19 protein-coding genes are annotated in these 15,160 nt (G+C 45.7%); 6 read left to right on the top strand and 13 right to left on the bottom strand.

All coding sequences use genetic code 11. The annotated features are described in order from the left end of the window. Nucleotides 1–24: 24 nt before the first annotated feature. From AC23N5_RS16105 to AC23N5_RS16135, 7 genes are all read right to left on the bottom strand, one after another. On the bottom strand, nt 25–579 hold the full coding sequence (locus AC23N5_RS16105; protein WP_487756366.1) for a YqgE/AlgH family protein: 555 nt from the start codon (nt 577–579) through the stop codon (nt 25–27). Between the two features lie 60 nt (nt 580–639). After that, nucleotides 640–1,356, bottom strand: coding sequence for a Dph6-related ATP pyrophosphatase (locus AC23N5_RS16110; RefSeq protein ID WP_487756367.1), 717 nt, complete (start codon nt 1,354–1,356; stop codon nt 640–642). Then, nucleotides 1,353–1,943: a DUF6580 family putative transport protein gene (locus AC23N5_RS16115; protein WP_487756368.1), complete on the bottom strand. Its 591-nt coding sequence runs from the start codon at nt 1,941–1,943 to the stop codon at nt 1,353–1,355. The genes AC23N5_RS16110 and AC23N5_RS16115 overlap by 4 nt, the downstream gene beginning before the upstream one ends. 116 nt (nt 1,944–2,059) lie before the next feature. After that, nucleotides 2,060–2,281, bottom strand: a complete 222-nt coding sequence (locus AC23N5_RS16120) for a DUF2795 domain-containing protein (protein ID WP_013927448.1) — start codon at nt 2,279–2,281, stop codon at nt 2,060–2,062. A gap of 140 nt (nt 2,282–2,421) precedes the next feature. After that, complete coding sequence (locus AC23N5_RS16125; RefSeq protein WP_487756369.1) at nt 2,422–2,919, bottom strand: NADH-quinone oxidoreductase subunit C; 498 nt, start codon at nt 2,917–2,919, stop codon at nt 2,422–2,424. 20 nt (nt 2,920–2,939) lie between these two features. Further along, nucleotides 2,940–3,464, bottom strand: a complete 525-nt coding sequence (gene nuoB, locus AC23N5_RS16130; RefSeq protein ID WP_028522406.1) for an NADH-quinone oxidoreductase subunit NuoB — start codon at nt 3,462–3,464, stop codon at nt 2,940–2,942. A gap of 56 nt (nt 3,465–3,520) precedes the next feature. After that, the gene (locus AC23N5_RS16135; protein WP_487756370.1) at nt 3,521–4,228 is read right to left on the bottom strand and encodes a phosphatase; all 708 of its coding nucleotides are present in this window, start codon (nt 4,226–4,228) and stop codon (nt 3,521–3,523) included. A 114-nt stretch (nt 4,229–4,342) separates the two neighbouring features. On the opposite strand from AC23N5_RS16135, the gene AC23N5_RS16140 reads away from it, so the two are divergent. Next, nucleotides 4,343–4,783: a DUF2147 domain-containing protein gene (locus tag AC23N5_RS16140; RefSeq protein WP_183978883.1), complete on the top strand. Its 441-nt coding sequence runs from the start codon at nt 4,343–4,345 to the stop codon at nt 4,781–4,783. A gap of 60 nt (nt 4,784–4,843) precedes the next feature. Then, nucleotides 4,844–5,410 carry a precorrin-2 dehydrogenase/sirohydrochlorin ferrochelatase family protein gene (locus tag AC23N5_RS16145; RefSeq protein WP_183978885.1) on the top strand — a complete coding sequence of 189 codons (567 nt, stop codon included), beginning with the start codon at nt 4,844–4,846 and terminating at the stop codon, nt 5,408–5,410. 3 nt (nt 5,411–5,413) lie between these two features. Here AC23N5_RS16145 and AC23N5_RS16150 read toward each other — a convergent pair whose 3' ends face one another. Then, nucleotides 5,414–5,737, bottom strand: coding sequence for a hypothetical protein (locus AC23N5_RS16150; protein WP_183978887.1), 324 nt, complete (start codon nt 5,735–5,737; stop codon nt 5,414–5,416). A gap of 76 nt (nt 5,738–5,813) precedes the next feature. Between AC23N5_RS16150 and AC23N5_RS16155 the strand changes: the two genes are divergently transcribed. After that, nucleotides 5,814–6,800 carry a glycosyltransferase family 9 protein gene (locus tag AC23N5_RS16155; protein ID WP_183978888.1) on the top strand — a complete coding sequence of 329 codons (987 nt, stop codon included), beginning with the start codon at nt 5,814–5,816 and terminating at the stop codon, nt 6,798–6,800. Here the strand turns inward: AC23N5_RS16155 and AC23N5_RS16160 are convergent. Next, entirely contained in the window at nt 6,778–7,278 is a 501-nt protein-coding gene (locus AC23N5_RS16160) for a GAF domain-containing protein (protein WP_487756371.1), read from the bottom strand. The genes AC23N5_RS16155 and AC23N5_RS16160 overlap by 23 nt on opposite strands. 57 nt (nt 7,279–7,335) lie before the next feature. On the opposite strand from AC23N5_RS16160, the gene AC23N5_RS16165 reads away from it, so the two are divergent. Genes AC23N5_RS16165 through AC23N5_RS16175 form a run of 3 tightly spaced genes read left to right on the top strand, consistent with a single transcriptional unit; the run spans nt 7,336 to nt 10,955 of the window. Beyond that, nucleotides 7,336–9,672, top strand: coding sequence for an efflux RND transporter permease subunit (locus AC23N5_RS16165; protein WP_487756372.1), 2,337 nt, complete (start codon nt 7,336–7,338; stop codon nt 9,670–9,672). Continuing rightward, the gene (locus tag AC23N5_RS16170; RefSeq protein ID WP_183978892.1) at nt 9,669–9,911 is read left to right on the top strand and encodes a DUF4834 domain-containing protein; all 243 of its coding nucleotides are present in this window, start codon (nt 9,669–9,671) and stop codon (nt 9,909–9,911) included. Before AC23N5_RS16165 ends, AC23N5_RS16170 begins: the two co-directional genes overlap by 4 nt. Nucleotides 9,912–9,926: 15 nt before the next feature. Beyond that, the gene (locus AC23N5_RS16175) at nt 9,927–10,955 is read left to right on the top strand and encodes a VWA domain-containing protein (RefSeq protein ID WP_487756373.1); all 1,029 of its coding nucleotides are present in this window, start codon (nt 9,927–9,929) and stop codon (nt 10,953–10,955) included. On the opposite strand, the gene AC23N5_RS16180 is transcribed toward AC23N5_RS16175, so the two are convergent. The 4 genes from AC23N5_RS16180 to AC23N5_RS16195 form a co-directional block, all read right to left on the bottom strand. After that, nucleotides 10,952–12,145 carry a S8 family serine peptidase gene (locus AC23N5_RS16180; RefSeq protein ID WP_487756374.1) on the bottom strand — a complete coding sequence of 398 codons (1,194 nt, stop codon included), beginning with the start codon at nt 12,143–12,145 and terminating at the stop codon, nt 10,952–10,954. The genes AC23N5_RS16175 and AC23N5_RS16180 overlap by 4 nt on opposite strands. Before the next feature lie 191 nt (nt 12,146–12,336). Continuing rightward, on the bottom strand, nt 12,337–12,945 hold the full coding sequence (locus tag AC23N5_RS16185) for an OmpH/Skp family outer membrane protein (RefSeq protein WP_028522416.1): 609 nt from the start codon (nt 12,943–12,945) through the stop codon (nt 12,337–12,339). Between the two features lie 218 nt (nt 12,946–13,163). Continuing rightward, nucleotides 13,164–14,552 (bottom strand): vanadium-dependent haloperoxidase, encoded by a 1,389-nt coding sequence (locus tag AC23N5_RS16190; protein ID WP_487756375.1) that lies wholly within the window; start codon nt 14,550–14,552, stop codon nt 13,164–13,166. A gap of 109 nt (nt 14,553–14,661) precedes the next feature. Then, on the bottom strand, nt 14,662–15,153 hold the full coding sequence (locus tag AC23N5_RS16195; RefSeq protein ID WP_487756376.1) for a gamma carbonic anhydrase family protein: 492 nt from the start codon (nt 15,151–15,153) through the stop codon (nt 14,662–14,664). Nucleotides 15,154–15,160 lie beyond the last annotated feature (7 nt).

Genomic DNA, 15,160 nt, shown 5'->3' on the forward strand with positions numbered 1-15,160 from the left:
TGTGATAGTTAATTAAATAGTCATCTAATTCAAGCTAGGGTCGGTTGGAAAATGTGATTTGACCCTATACTCGCCTCCCATTCGTCTCAAAACTGCTCTCCACAGCTGTTCGGAAGGAGTGGTAAATAAAAATGATGGATCGGCATCGGCCACAATCCACGCATTTTGGTTGATTTCTTCCTCCAGTTGCCCTCCCGACCAGCCTGAATACCCAATGAAAAAACGTATATCTTGCTCGGTTATTTTGCCAACGTTGAGAAGGCTTACAATTTGTTCAAAATCACCACTCCAGAAACAGTTCTCGCCTACTGGAATGGCGTCTTCAATAAACGGGAGTTGGTGTAAAAAATGCAAGGTGTTTTGCTCGACAGGCCCACCTAAGTACAACGGAAGGTTGTTGACAACGGGCTCGCGCAAAACGTCGTTTAAACTCAAATTGGTGGTTTGATTAAGGACTAGCCCAAACGTACCTTGCTCGTTGTGCTCGCACATAAACACAACACTTCGCTCAAAATTGGAGTCGCCTAAGAAGGGTTCTGCAATCAAAAGTTTTCCTGTAGTGGGCTTTTTTATTGGCACAATCTTCGTCTGTTTGTGAAATTAGACCTTTCAGAAGACAAAAATAAGGTTTTTTCTTGGCTACTGAATAGGCATTGGAGGAACTAAGTCGGTAAAAAAATAAGTAGTCGTGATGGTGGTGCCTTCGGCGGTGGTATAATGGTACGTTTTTTCGACCGTTTCTCCGATTTGAAAACGGATTGGTTCTGAAAAATAGGGAGCGTCAAAAACAAAGGTGTGAAACTCCCCATTTTCGCCGCAAGGGTCGATGTGTGAAGGTAAATCTTTGACAAAATCGGCATCCAATACCCGTCCGCAAAACGATTTGTCGAGCACATCGCCATTGACACTCACGACGATAGTTTGAAAACCGTTTGCCCAAAATTCGTTTAATAATTCGAGAGAAGCCCGTTTCCACAAGGGAAAAACGCCCGTCAGTCCCAGGGGCCGCAGTCGCTCTTCGCGGTGTTGCCGAAGGTCTTCTAAAAAAATATCACCAAAGACCGAATGCGTTATGCCCGATGCTACCAAAGGCGTTAATGTCTCAGCCATGCGGTGGTGGTATTCTTCCATCGAAACGGTTTCGGGCAGTCGAAGCTTGACGAGCGGTAGCCCTAGGGCTTGTGCTTGTTGGTCAAGAAGTTCTTCGCGCACACCGTGCATCGACACCCGCCCATACGCCTCATTGACGGTCGTCAGTAGCTGCGTTACGTCCATGGTGGGGTGTTGCAAAACGTGATAAAGAGACAAAGCAGAATCTTTGCCTCCCGACCAGTTTATGAGGGTTTTGTGTTTCATTTAACCACCGATAACTGTGGAAAACGAACTTTGAGTAATTCAAAGCCACCAAAGAAAATCGCACCGTAGGCAAGCGTACCTGCTAGGAAATTGCGCATGAAAGGAAAACCTTGTGCCAATGCTTGTTGTAGCCCTGCCCAGTCGCGACTGAGGGGAAGCTGTGTGCGAATGTCAGTTCCGCCGCTTAACCAGACCGTAAAATCAGATAAAACCCAATGAGTGACGGCTGCTGCAATGCTGGCTACGACAATGTTTTTGAGGCTTACCTTTTTTAAAAGTACGTTGCCAAGGAGGACAACCAACGCGAAAATGCCATATACCCAGTACCAGCCGTCGTAAATAAAACCATATTGGCCGCCATAAATCACGTTATTGATGACCATATCGCTAATAAAAAGGGTCAGAAGAGGGAAAAAGAAGGCTTTTCCGCGCTGCGAAAAATAAGCACCTGCAAATAGCCCCATGGCCCCAATGGGCGTGAAGTTGGCGACGGCGGAGGGCTGTGCTACGTTGATAATGCGAATCAACGCAAGGACAAGAATGAAGCACAGTAGGGTCGTAAAACGAGGATTGATTGATTGTTTCATAGTTTTTTGATAAATGGTATAGAAAAAAGGGAAACCCTCTCTTCGGCCTTATTAAAACAAGGCAAAAGAGAGGGTCAGCAAAGTCGCTCTTTAACTGAAGACTACAGAGAAATCGATCAGTATTCGTCTTCGTTGAAGAAGAAGTCGTCTTTGGTAGGGTAATCTGGCCAAATCTCCTCGATACTTTCGTAGGGTTGGCCATCGTCTTCAAGTTCTTGAAGGTTTTCGACTACTTCTAACGGTGCTCCTGTGCGAATAGCAAAGTCAATTAATTCATCTTTTGTAGCGGGCCAAGGCGCGTCTTCTAAATAGGAGGCTAGTTCCAATGTCCAATACATACTCTCTTCCTTTTATTGGTTCTAAAATAGGTTAATTATCCAGTCGAATTGTGAAAATCCAACGTTTTTGGGCTGGAAAATGTTGCGAAGGATAGTATTTTTTTTGAATATGTCAAGAAGTTTTTTTTAAGCCCTGATAATCAATAAATTACTTTTATGCCATGATAGAATTCTTGCGCTTGGTAGTCCTTCCGAAGCGGGTGTCCATGCCAATCGTTGGGAAGTAAGATGCGCCGCAAGTCGGGGTGGTTCTCAAAGAAAATTCCTACCAAATCGTACGTTTCCCGCTCGTGCCAATCGGCCGTTCGCCAAATGGAGGAGACCGAAGGTACCTTGGGCGGTGTGCCATCAGCAGGGCGCTCAACGGTGACTTTGATGGCTAAATTATGCTCATACGGAATCGACGTCAAATGATAAATCACTTCCATCGTGTTGGCGGCTGGGCCATTGTCGATGCCCGTAACACAAGCCAAATAATCAAAAAACAGGCGTTCGTCGTTGGCCAAAAACTGACACAGTTCGAACAACTGGTTTGCCTGAATTTGCACAATGGGTTGGTTGGCTTTTTGGTTGACGACAGAAAACGAATCTATCCCAAACTGTTCGGTCAGTACCTGCGTTATTTCTGAAAATGTCATGAGGGTAAGGCTCAATTAGGCTACACGTTTTCTTTTTCTATTTCGAGCAAAAGCGTAGGTGCAAGCGGGTGTTCGTTGCTAATTTTTTCCTGTAGTTTCAAAAAACCACCAATCAATGCCTCGGGGCGTGGTGGGCAGCCAGGTACATACACATCCACGGGGATGATTCTATCTACGCCTTTCACGACGTGGTAGCCATGCTCCCAATAAGGTCCGCCACAGTTGGAGCAGCTTCCCATCGAAATCACGTAGCGAGGCTCAGGCATTTGCTCGTAAAGGCGTCGGATGCGGTCGGCCATTTTGAACGTTACGGTGCCTGCCACAATCATCACGTCCGACTGGCGAGGCGAAGGCCGCGGAAAAATTCCGAAACGTTCCAAGTCGTAGTTGGACGCGTACGAGGCCATCATTTCGATGGCGCAACAGGCCAATCCAAATCCCATCGGCCAAAGCGACGAAAGCCGCGACCAATTGAGCAAGTCTTCGACGCTGGTGACAATCACCCCGCCATCTCCTGTTTTGAGTCTATTGTTTTGTAAATCCATGCTACGCGTTATCGGAGTGCTAAACTTTGACAAAGTTAGGTAAAACGTTGTGAAAGTTAGACGGACTGTGGTTCAAATTGGCCGTTGACAAGGGTGAAAAACTGACTTTGAATGGCTTGTCGCTCGGTGAGGTAATTGTTGTAATGAGGATAAAACCGCAACCGCTCATCGATGGTTTGGTCGTGGACTCCCTGCAAGCCAAGCAGCAACTCACAACCTTCGCGCACGGCAAAGTTTCCGCCGTCTTGGGCTGTGATGTAATCAACAAGCTTGTTTTTGATGACGTACTGCTGAAAAAGTGGGTTGCCTTTGTGGCGTATCAAAATTCGCACGCCACACTGCTCGGCGATGGACAAGTCGAGGGCGTCGTCAAAAAAGAAAGCTACTTCGCTGGCTTTCAGACCTCGGCTGCTCATAAAATGTTCGAGTGCTTCGATTTTATGTTTTATCCGAAAATAACAGGCATGGTAATGTTCTCGCTGCACAAGCTGAAACGACAACAAATTTCGCTCCCCCGAAATGACCGCCGTGTAAGGCATAGACGCTTGCGAAAGCCACCAGCCAAAACGCAAGAGGTTGGTTCCCATGGAGTCAACTTCGCTGAAATTGCTGCTGCCTTGTTCGTTTTTGGTGCCGTCGTTAAAGACGCCGTCCCAGTCAAAAATAAAAGCTTTGACCGACGATAGTTTTTCGGCCAATTCAGAAACTGGCGTAATAAATTCTCCCCCAAGTTGGGTAAAAATAGCGCTTATGTCAGAAGTCATAAATAAAAAAATACTACAAAAACTTTGTATAACAATATTTTGAGTCGGTGGTTGTATCTGTAATAAAAACCGAAGAACTTGCGTTCGTTATTCAAACTAAAATCCAAACTCGAAATGAAACAAGTAAAAGTAGTGCTTTTCATGACATTTTTGTCGCTTCAACTCTTCGCGCAAGGAAATCCAGATGCTTGTTTAGGAACGTGGTTGACGGGATCTAAAAAAGGACACGTCCAAATCTATAAACAAGGTGACAAGTATTTTGGTAAAATTATTTGGCTCAAAGAACCCAACGATGAAGCTACAGGCAAACCCAAGTTGGATAAAAATAACCCAGACGCACAAAAAAAATCGCGCCCTATCTTGGGCATGGTTAATTTGAACAACTTTGCTTATGATGGCAACAACGTGTGGGAAGGTGGTAAAATCTACGACCCTGAAAACGGAAAAGAGTACAGTTGTAAAATGAAATTGGTGAGCGCTAATCAGCTCGACGTAAGAGGGTTTATTGGCGTGTCGCTCATCGGACGTACCGATAATTGGACAAGAGTTAAATAACGAATGAACAATATCAAAGGGAAAGGTTGTTGCAAAAGAGCAACCTAAAACAACAAACTCGTGAATACGCTTTTTCCTGTTTTCTTGAAACTTGAACAACTTCACGTACTCATCGTAGGTGGTGGGTACGTGGGGTTGGAAAAACTAACGGCCGTGTTGGCCAATTCTCCCCAAACGCAAGTAACGCTCATTGCGCCCGAAATCCGCGAAGAAATTAACGAATTGGCGGCTTCGCACCCTAGCGTTGAATTGATTTATGACCGTTACGAACCACATTTTTTGGAAGGTCGCGATATTGTAATTGTTGGTACCAACGACAAAGCGGTCAATCACCAAGTACAACAAGACTGCAAAGCCCGTAAAATTTTGGTCAACGTAGCCGATACGCCCGAGTTGTGTGATTTTTACTTGAGTTCGGTCGTGAAAAAAGGGGATTTAAAGATTGCGATTTCGACTAATGGGAAATCGCCGACCTTCGCCAAGCGTTTTCGAGAGGTGTTAGAAGAGATTTTGCCCGATTCGCTGCAAGCAACGTTGGATAACTTGCAACAAATTAGAAACAAACTCAAAGGAGATTTTCAGGATAAGCTCGAAAAACTCAATGAAATCACCAACGTGATGAAATAATGTTTAAAACAGATTTAGCGAAAAAGCCTTGTCTTTGAAAACAAAGAAATAAAGCAACCCAAACAAGATGAGGTAGCTGATAATGAGCCACTTCTTCTTTTGTTCAAATTCCTCGTGGTGGTGGTAGTAGTCGTAATACATGGACGCGGAGAGGCCAAAAATCATGAAAAACCCACACATAACGGCGCAGTGGATGCGGTACGCCACAAATTCGTGGAGAAAACTTGCTCCCAACAATATGTAAAGAAGCCACAAACCAAAGCCTGTACGGTACAAATAGACGCTCAAACGGCGGTCGTTTTTGATGTCAAAAAGTTTATCTAACATAATTCGGAAGGCTGTTTTTTAGTAAAATTAGTTAGTTTTGTAGTAAAAGTCAAGTTTCTACGAACCCTATACGTTCATGCCATTAAAAGTCTTGGTGATTCGGTTTTCTTCCATTGGTGACATTGTGCTGACGACGCCCGTGGTACGATGCCTCAAAACGCAACGTCCTGATATTGAACTCCATTACGTGACCAAGGCTTCATATCGGTTTTTGATTGCCGACAATCCCTACATTGACAAAATTCACGTGTTAGAAGAAAGCCTTTGGGGGCTTATCGGGAAGCTACGGCAAGAGAAGTTTGATGTGGTCATCGACTTGCACAATAACCTCCGTACCCTCCAATTAAAAACGGCGTTGGGAGTCGAATCGTATAGTTTTAATAAGTTAAACTGGGAAAAATGGCTGTTTGTCAACCTCAAGGTGAAGGCCATGCCCAATGTCCACATCGTCGATCGGTACCTTGATGCCGTCCGAAAGTTGGGGGTCGTCAACGATGACCGAGGGCTCGATTATTTTATTCCTTACAAAGACATCATTGAACCCGATTGGCTGCCCCTCACGCACCAACATGGCTACGTCGCCTATGCCATCGGCGGGCAACACGAAACCAAAAAACTACCGTTGGAACGGATGATTGAGCTTTGTCAAAAAATTAATTATCCGATTGTGTTATTGGGGGGAAAAGAAGATGCCGAAAATGGAGAAGCGATTGAGCGGGCCTTGGGAAAAGAACGGGTGTATAATGCGTGCGGCAAATGCAATTTCAACCAGTCGGCGTCGCTGGTGCAGCAATCGAAATTGGTTTTTAGTCACGATACGGGCCTGATGCACGTGGCGGCGGCTTTCAAGAAAAAAGTGTATTCGATTTGGGGAAATACCGTACCCGAGTTTGGGATGTATCCTTACCAAACCAACTTTGTCATTCTGGAAAACCGCCAACTAGATTGTCGTCCGTGTTCTAAAATTGGCAATAAACGTTGCCCCAAAGGACATTTTAAGTGCATGAACGAGCTTTCGCTTCAGTTTGAAATCAAAGAGCTTAAACCACAGCAGCGGCCATAAGGCGGCCAATCAGCGCGGTGATTTTCTCCAAGCCTTCGGCGTCCACTTCTGAAAAATCATTGAGCTGGTCGCTGTCAACATCAAGCACCATTGCTACTTCGCTGTTGGCATCAAAAACGGGTAGAACAATTTCAGATTTTGAGGCCGAACTGCACGCAATGTGCCCAGGAAACTCTTCTACGTTGGGTACAATGATGGTTTCGCGGCGGGTATAACAAGCACCACACACGCCCCGATGATACTGGATGCGGGTGCAAGCAATGGGGCCTTGGAAAGGCCCAAGTACCAGTTGCCCGTTTTTAGAGAGATAAAAACCTACCCAAAAAAATTGAAATGCTTCTTTGAGTGCTGCCGTAATATTGGCAAGGTTGGCAATGAGGTCAGTTTCTCCTTCCACAAGAGCTTCGATTTGTGGATAAAGGTGCTCATAAATAAGAGCGCGGTCGGTTGTTTGCGGAAGATGAAGTGTTTCGGCCATCCGTTGATATTCTTTACATTTGTGGTTGTTCGACGTTTACTTTAACCCCCTATTGACGTGTTTTGGCAAGCCACCTCCCAATTTATTCTAAAGAATCGTACGGTACTACTGGGTTTGGTGGTGCTGCTGACAGGTTTTATGGGGTTTCAAGCCTCCAAAGTTCGACTTTCTTACGAATTGGCCAAAATTTTACCTGCCTCAGATCCAAATTTTCAGCTTTACGAGGCATTCAAAGCAAGGTACGGTGAAGATGGAAATGTGCTTGTGATGGGCGTAGCAACCGACCAAATGTTTCAGCGGGAAGTATTTAGCGATTGGTACGAACTCAATCAAACAATCAAAAAAATTGAAGGGGTGAAGGAGGTAGTTTCTAACGCCAGTTTGAGGGAAATTGTGCGCAACGATAGCCTGAAACGCTTTGATTTTGTCCCTATTGTCGTTCAAAAACCCCGTTTACAGTCGGAAGTTGACTCGATACGGCTCAAAATCAACCGACTGCCTTTTTACCAAGGCTTTATTGTCAGCGAAGACGGCAAGGCGCATTTGATGGCCGTAACCCTCGACCAGCACAAACTCAATGATGAAAGTCGAGGAGAATTGTTGGAGGCGATTTTAAAAGCAACGGCTGCCTTTGAGCAAAAGCATTCCTTAAAAGTGCATTTGTCGGGGTTGCCTTACATCCGTACCGAATTTTCGGCCAAAGTAAGCCGTGAAGTTGTCATGTTTACCATTTTAGCTGTGCTGGTAACGGGCTTGATTTTGATGTTTTTCTTTCGGTCGTGGTGGGTGATGCTGATTTCTTTGGGAGTGGTGCTGATGGGGGTTGTGTGTAGCGTAGGCTACATGGTGTTGTTTGGGTACGAAATTTCGCTGTTGACAGGGCTGATTCCCTCGCTCATGGTGGTGATTGGGGTGCCTAATTCCATTTTTTTGACCAACAAATACCACGAAGAGTTTGGCAAAACCAAAGACAAGTCGCAAGCTTTGGCAACGGCGGCGGAGAAAATTGGAGAAACCACCTTTTGGGCCAACATGACTACCTCCATTGGGTTTGGGGTTTTCTATTTGACGGGCAGTAAGTTGCTGGTAGAGTTTGGATTGATAGCGTCTCTGAGTGTGATGACAATGTACGTAATTTGTTTGGTGTTAATTACCATTTTGTACAGCTATCTTCCCGCTCCCAACGCCAAGCACCTTGCGCGTTTGGAAGGAAAATTTATCAGCCGTTTTCTTCAACAAGTCAATGATTTGGTAAAACACCGCCGTCGGTTCATTTACTTGACAGTGGGGGTTTTGGTGTTAGTATCGGCGTATGGGCTAAGTCGAATCACCGCCATCGGCTTCATTGTGGATGACTTACCCAAGAATGACCCTATTTTGACTGATTTACAATTTTTTGAACGCCATTTTCACGGAGTCATGCCTTTTGAAGTAAGCATTGACACGGGGCGGCCTGGGAGGGTATTTGCGCCGCAGACGTTGACCAAAATACGGCAGATGCAAAAAGAATTTGCGACGCATCCTGAGTTTACCAAGCCGCTGTCGTTGGTCGAAGCCATCAAGTTTATTTATCAAGCCTATCGTGGCGGAGACCCCAAGTATTTTGTGCTTCCAGGGGCGTTGGAGTTGAACAAGTTGGCCGAATATACGGGGGCAACCAAAGGGACGGAAGCTAATTTTGGAAGTTTTATTGATACGACGCGCCGTTATACGCGGGTGAGTTTTCAGGTGGCCGATATTGGCACCAAACGCATTGATGCCTTGTACGACCTGCTTCAACCCAGCATTGACAGCATTTTTAACATCAACCCCGAGACAGGGACGTGGGTTGACAAAGAAGACCGATACGAAGCAAAAATTACGGGCAACAGTGTCGTGTTTACCAAAGGCAATGATTATTTGCTCCAAAACCTCATCGAAAGTACGCTATTGGCCATTGGGTTGATTTCGGTACTGATGGTGGTTTTGTTTGGAAATTGGCGAATGATTTTGATTGCCATCATTCCTAGCTTGGTTCCGTTGGTGATTACGGCGGGCATTATGGGTTTTGCAGGAATTCACCTTAAACCCTCAACAACGCTTATTTTTAGCATTGCTTTTGGGCTTTCGTCCGATGGAACGATTTACTTTTTGACCAAATACAAAGACGAATTTCGTAACAAAGGCCGAACCGTTGCCGAGGCCGTTTCTCAAACAATTCAGTTTACGGGAATCAGTATGTTTTACACGGCTATTATACTCTTCGTAGGATTTGCTATTTTTACAGCTTCGACGTTTAAAGGCACAGTGGCGCTGGGAATTTTGGTTTCTATTACCTTGTTAATGGGAATGTTGTCCAATTTAATCCTTCTTCCTGCGTTTTTGTTGTGGATAAATAAAAAACTAGAACAATGAAAATACTTTTTAATATCATACTCATCTTCATTATGTTGGTGGCTTTTGTCCCTGCGTTCCGCCGCTTTTTGTTTTGGCTGTTGGTGGGGCGTCAGTTGGTCAAAGAACAACGTAAAAATACCCCAGCGGCCCAACAACGCCGCGAGGGGGAGATTAGGGTAGAGAAAAAACCTTCCAATTCAGGAACGTCGCGTTTTGAAGGTGGAGAATACGTGGATTACGAGGAAGTGAAAGACTAACCCTTTGGATGTATTATGTGGGACTGGCTTTCTTTGGAGTGGTTTACGTTGGCAAAACTACGCGCATTTTCGTGGACACATCCGTACTATTTGTACGGTATTTTGGCCATTCCCGTGGCATTTTGGCTCCGAAATGTGTTTCATGCAGGGGCGGTTCAGCGGCTAGGAATCACATTTGTCGATAAAGATGCACCTAGAAGCTGGTCGGTGGCGCTGCGGTATTTATTTCCTTTGACGGGTTTTCTTGCCCTAAGTTGTTTGCTGATAGCACTTGCGCGCCCACAACTCATCAACACCTTGACCGAACGAGATGCCGAAGTGATAGACATCATGTTGGCTTTGGATATTTCGGATTCGATGTTAGAAAAAGACTTGCCCCCCAACCGCTTGGCATCGGCCAAAAGCGTTGCCAAATCGTTTATTGGCGGTCGTTTACAAGACCGAGTGGGGTTGGTGGTGTTTGCGGGCGAAGCCTTTACGCTTTGTCCCCTTACCAATGATTACGAACTGATTTATGGGTTTTTGGAGGAAGTAGATCACCGCATGATTACGGTGGCTGGAACGGCCGTGGGGAGTGCTTTGGCGGTTTGTATCAACCGATTGCGGGAAAGCCTGGCGAAGTCAAAAGTGGTTATTTTATTGAGTGATGGCGAAAATACCGCAGGGAATCTCGACCCAACCACCGCCGCGCAACTTGCCAAAGCCTTTGGCATACGGGTTTATACCATTGCCGTTGGTAAACCATTTATTAGCAGGGCAGTACGCGATTCTGTAGGAACAAAGCTGGTGCATTCGGTAGCCGACGAGGCCATGCTCAAAACCATTTCTTCCACCACCAATGGCCATTTCTATCGAGCTACCGACAATACCACGCTTGCACAAGTGTTTCGCCAAATTGACCGATTGGAACGGGTTAATGTCAAAAATCGACGTTACCAAGAAGTCAAAGATTATTACCGAATTTACCTCAACTGGGCGATTACCTTCTTTTTATGCCTACTGCTGCTCAAGGCCACTTTCGTCGCCAATGTCTTGGAAGATTAATTGTTCACCACTGCGGTCGCTACCTGAGTTTTGCTTGCCCTGGCAATGGGGTCAGGTACTCCGTCGGGGTCATTGGAAGCGGTTCCTGAGGTTGGAATAGCTACTCCTTTAATTAAAAGTAAACCTGCCACGTGTGGTGCCGCCATGGATGTGCCCGAGAGAATGGCATAGCGTCCATTGGAATAGGTGGAAAGGATACGAACTCCGTAAGCGGCGACATCCACGGCGTCGTTGCCATAATTGGAAAAGCTCGCAAAACGTCCAGTACTATCTACCGCTGACACCGTGAAAATATTGCTGTGATTAAGTCTCGCGGGTGAGAAACCACTGGCAAGCTTGGCGTCGTTTCCTGCGGCAATGGAAAACAAAATTCCCAAATCTGCGGCAGTCTGCACCTCGCGGTCGAGGGTAGTTGAAATACCTTCTAATCCCAAACTCATATTGACGACATCGCCCGCTTTGCCATTTTGGCGGATGTAAGAAAGCGCCGAAATCACGCTCGACAGTCGCCCTTCGCCCAACTGATCTAGTACTTTGAGTGCCACTATTTTGGCGCCTGACGCAACGCCCATTACCCCCAAAGTGTTGTTTTTTGCCCCAATGATACCCGCTACGTGGGTGCCGTGCCCGTTGTTGTCTTCGGCAGTAGTGATGCCACTGATGAACGATTGACTGCGTTGGGTGTCGATGTTGAGGTCAGGATGGTCGAGGTCAACCCCCGTATCAATGACCCAGACGGTTTTGTCTTGGAAGTTTTCTCCGTTGCCATACCCTGTTTTTCTAACGTTCCAAGTAACAGAGGTTGAACTTACTACTTCTAAACACGAACATAAGCCGATTTTTCGGTCGGGCTCAATGAGCTCTATGCTAGGGTCAGTTTGGAGAGAATGAAGTTCTGTTGGGGTGAGGCTGGCAAAAAAGCCTTCGCGGTGTCCTTTGAAGGTAGTACGAATCGCTTTTGAGGAAAGGTTGTATTTCTGCCGCAGTTGGTCAGAAACGACGGCTATTCGGGCAGTAGTGCTGGATGTGCTGGAAACCTCTTTGAGCGTAATAATGTATTCACCCTCAATAATGTCGCCGCTGGTGGCGGAAGCAGTCACTAAACAATCAGCCGCAGGGGTCGTTGATGTAATTTCACGCTGACAGCTTGCAAGCCCTACCAAAGTCAGGAGTACGATTACTTTTTTCATTCTGTGTTAAGACGGGTTGGTTAAGAAAAAAGTAAACGTGATAGGTCATAAAGAAGCGCTACGAAGGGGTGAACGAAGATTGGTAAGTTGTTTGGAAAGTAACGCGGTTGTCCCTCAAAAATTGTTGTATAAACAAAAAGCGGCAGCACTTCGATGGAGAAATGCTGCCGCTTTTAACGCCTAAGACGTGCTTATTTTTTAGCTTTAGCTGCGTCTTTTTCTTTGTATTCTTTGTTAAGTCCTTCTACGATTTTCTTGGTTACGTCAAGGCTGGCATCGGCAAACAAAATACCGCCACCTTTGCTGTAGCCCAATACAAACTCGTAGCCACTTTCCTTGTTGTATTTTTTGATATAATCGAAGATGTTGGTATAAAACTCTTCTGTTTTCTTCAAACGTTCTTCTTCCAACTTACGAAGTTGCTCATCGCGGTATTTCGTAATGTCTTGCTCTTCTTTGCCTAACTGCGCTTGCGCTGCTTGTGCTTGGTCTTGCGAAAGAGCACCTTGTTGGGCACGTTGTTGGAAGAAAGCCACTTTATTTTGGAACGTGCGTCCTTTGTTAGCTAAGTCGTTTTCCAACTGAAAGCCTTTACTTTCAAACTCTTTTTGAAAGTCCTTGTAATAATCATAGTTTTTGAGAAGCGAATCAGCTTGCACATAAACGATTTTTTTGCCTTTTGCGGCATCAGGAGTGCTGCTGCTATCTCCCCCCGAAGAGTGATGTTGGAAGTGTTGGTATCCCAAAAAAACGACGGCCAAAGTCAAAACTGCATTCCAAATAAGTAGTCCGTTTTTCACTGTAAAATTGTTTTAAAGTTTTTAAAAGTTAATCGTAAACAAGTCTCTTTCATAGTTAAATTTGTAAAGAGTTGATTTCCAAAAATTTACTTTAAAATGAAAGCAGATAGTTCCAATGGTGACAAAAATAGAAAAAACCATTCCCTTAAAAAAACTTTCGCTCACCAAAAGGACATTTGCCTTTGTGGTGAGCGAAGAGACTGCTTAGTATCTGGTTGTTATTTCTTCCAAGCCAGGGCATTGATATGTTGCCCTACTTTCTTGCCTTCTTTCAGGCCAGTGTCGTTGTCTTGGAAGGTATGAATACCGCCGAGAAAGCGCGAATAGGCGGATTCAGAAGCGGCTTCTTGGAGCGATTTAAAGCTACGGGCTTTGAAATCAACGTTTCTTTTGGTGTCTTTTACCCGTTTTACGTGGGAGTCATCCACAAAGGCAAACGACGTTCCAAAAACGCCTTCAAGCGCTACTGCCGAAGCCGATGACTGTGTGGCGTGGCCTGAGGCATAGCCAGGAAACGGTGGGGCGGGCCAGAACGGCACCCAACTAGGATCGATAGCACGGCGCACAAAAGTATAAGGGCGTTCGTTGTTGAACATGTACTTACATTTCCAGCAAATGATAAAAGCGTCGGCTACTGCAATACCCGTGCGGGCCAATGCTTCCGCGGCTTTGTCTAGTTTTACATTGCTGGTTTTGATGGCAATTTTCGCGATGTTATATGAGTGACCAGGAGGCGTAAAGGTCTCGCTTGGGTCATCAGCCCACCATATTGAGATTTCCTTTTCGGTTTGGGTGAGGCTGATGTTTTTCTTGTAAACGTCGTAGTATTGCTGGAAATAAGGCGAATTTACCTGCGTCGAAATCGTCAAAGGTGCAGGAGGCGTTAAGAGCCCATTGGCTGCGATGAATGTACGGTTTTGACCCCAATACGGTAGCATCGGGATGGTGCGTCCGTTTTCGGTTGGCTGCCACGACCCTGGAAAAACAGGAACTTTGTAGGTAGCGGGGAAATTACGGGTAAACCCTTCGTGTCCACCGTCGCTTTTTGACCAGTCAAAAATGGCCTTTCCGATGGCGTATCCAAACGACTCCGAACGCTCTACAATGGCTTGACTGCTACCTGCAATAAGCTCATTACGAATGACTGTGCCGAGCGAATCAATTTTCTTTTTGGTGGCGTCGTTGGCAGTAGGCCAAAGGTTTTTGGCCATATAAATTTGAGCTGCATTGGCGCTGGCTGCCCAGTTGTATTCTTGGTTAGCTTCGGGGACGGGTAAGTCTGTTAAACCATTTAATTGCTTGACCAATGAACGATTATCTTTGATACCAGGCACAACGGCTTCGTACATGGCTACTCCTGCATACCCCAAGGCGCGAGCGGCCACAGGTGGCGTAAATCCAGTGCTGTTTTGCGTAAGAACTAGGTCCATTTCGGCCCATTTGGTGGCTACGTCAGCACTGTAGGTTTCGGTTCCTTTTGAATTTGCAGTAGGTTCGACGGGTTCTTGAGAAGCGTCGCGACAACTATATATCGTCAGAGCAACCAACGCGGCAACCGCTGTCGGTAATTTTCTTCTGAGCGACCTAAAAAATAGACTGTTTTTCATACTTATTCGTCTTTAATAGGTAAGGCGTATAACGAAGAAGTGTATATCAAAAACAATGCCAAACGGAATAAACGTTTGGCAAAGAGGGGATTAAATACAATGTAAGTGTTTATTGTACTAGTGGAAATGCGCCTTCTGCGTGTTTATATGCCATTTCGACGTAGTGAGCGGCACTTTCAAGAAGTTTTTTGGCATAGGTTTCGGGAAGTTGCTTGATAATTTTCCCTGGCGTACCTACAACCATCGAAAAATCAGGGATTTCCATGCCCTCCGTCACAAGGGCATGGGCTCCGATGATGCAAAATTTTCCAATTTTGGCGTTGTTCAGAATCGTTGCGCGCATTCCAATCAACGAGCCATCGCCAACAATTGCGCCGTGTACAATTGCGCCATGCCCCACCGTGACATCTTCACCAATGATGGTTGGAGTCCCAAAATCAGCGTGAAGAACGGCCGTGTCTTGGATGTTGCTACGGGCGCCGATGCTGATTTTTTCCACATCGGCACGAATCACCGCGCCGTACCAAACCGATACCTCTTCGCCGAGGGTTACTTGGCCCATCACACAGGCAGTAGGAGCAATGAACGCAACGCGACTCATAACATTG

This window comes from Runella sp. R5_40 (assembly GCF_057652295.1).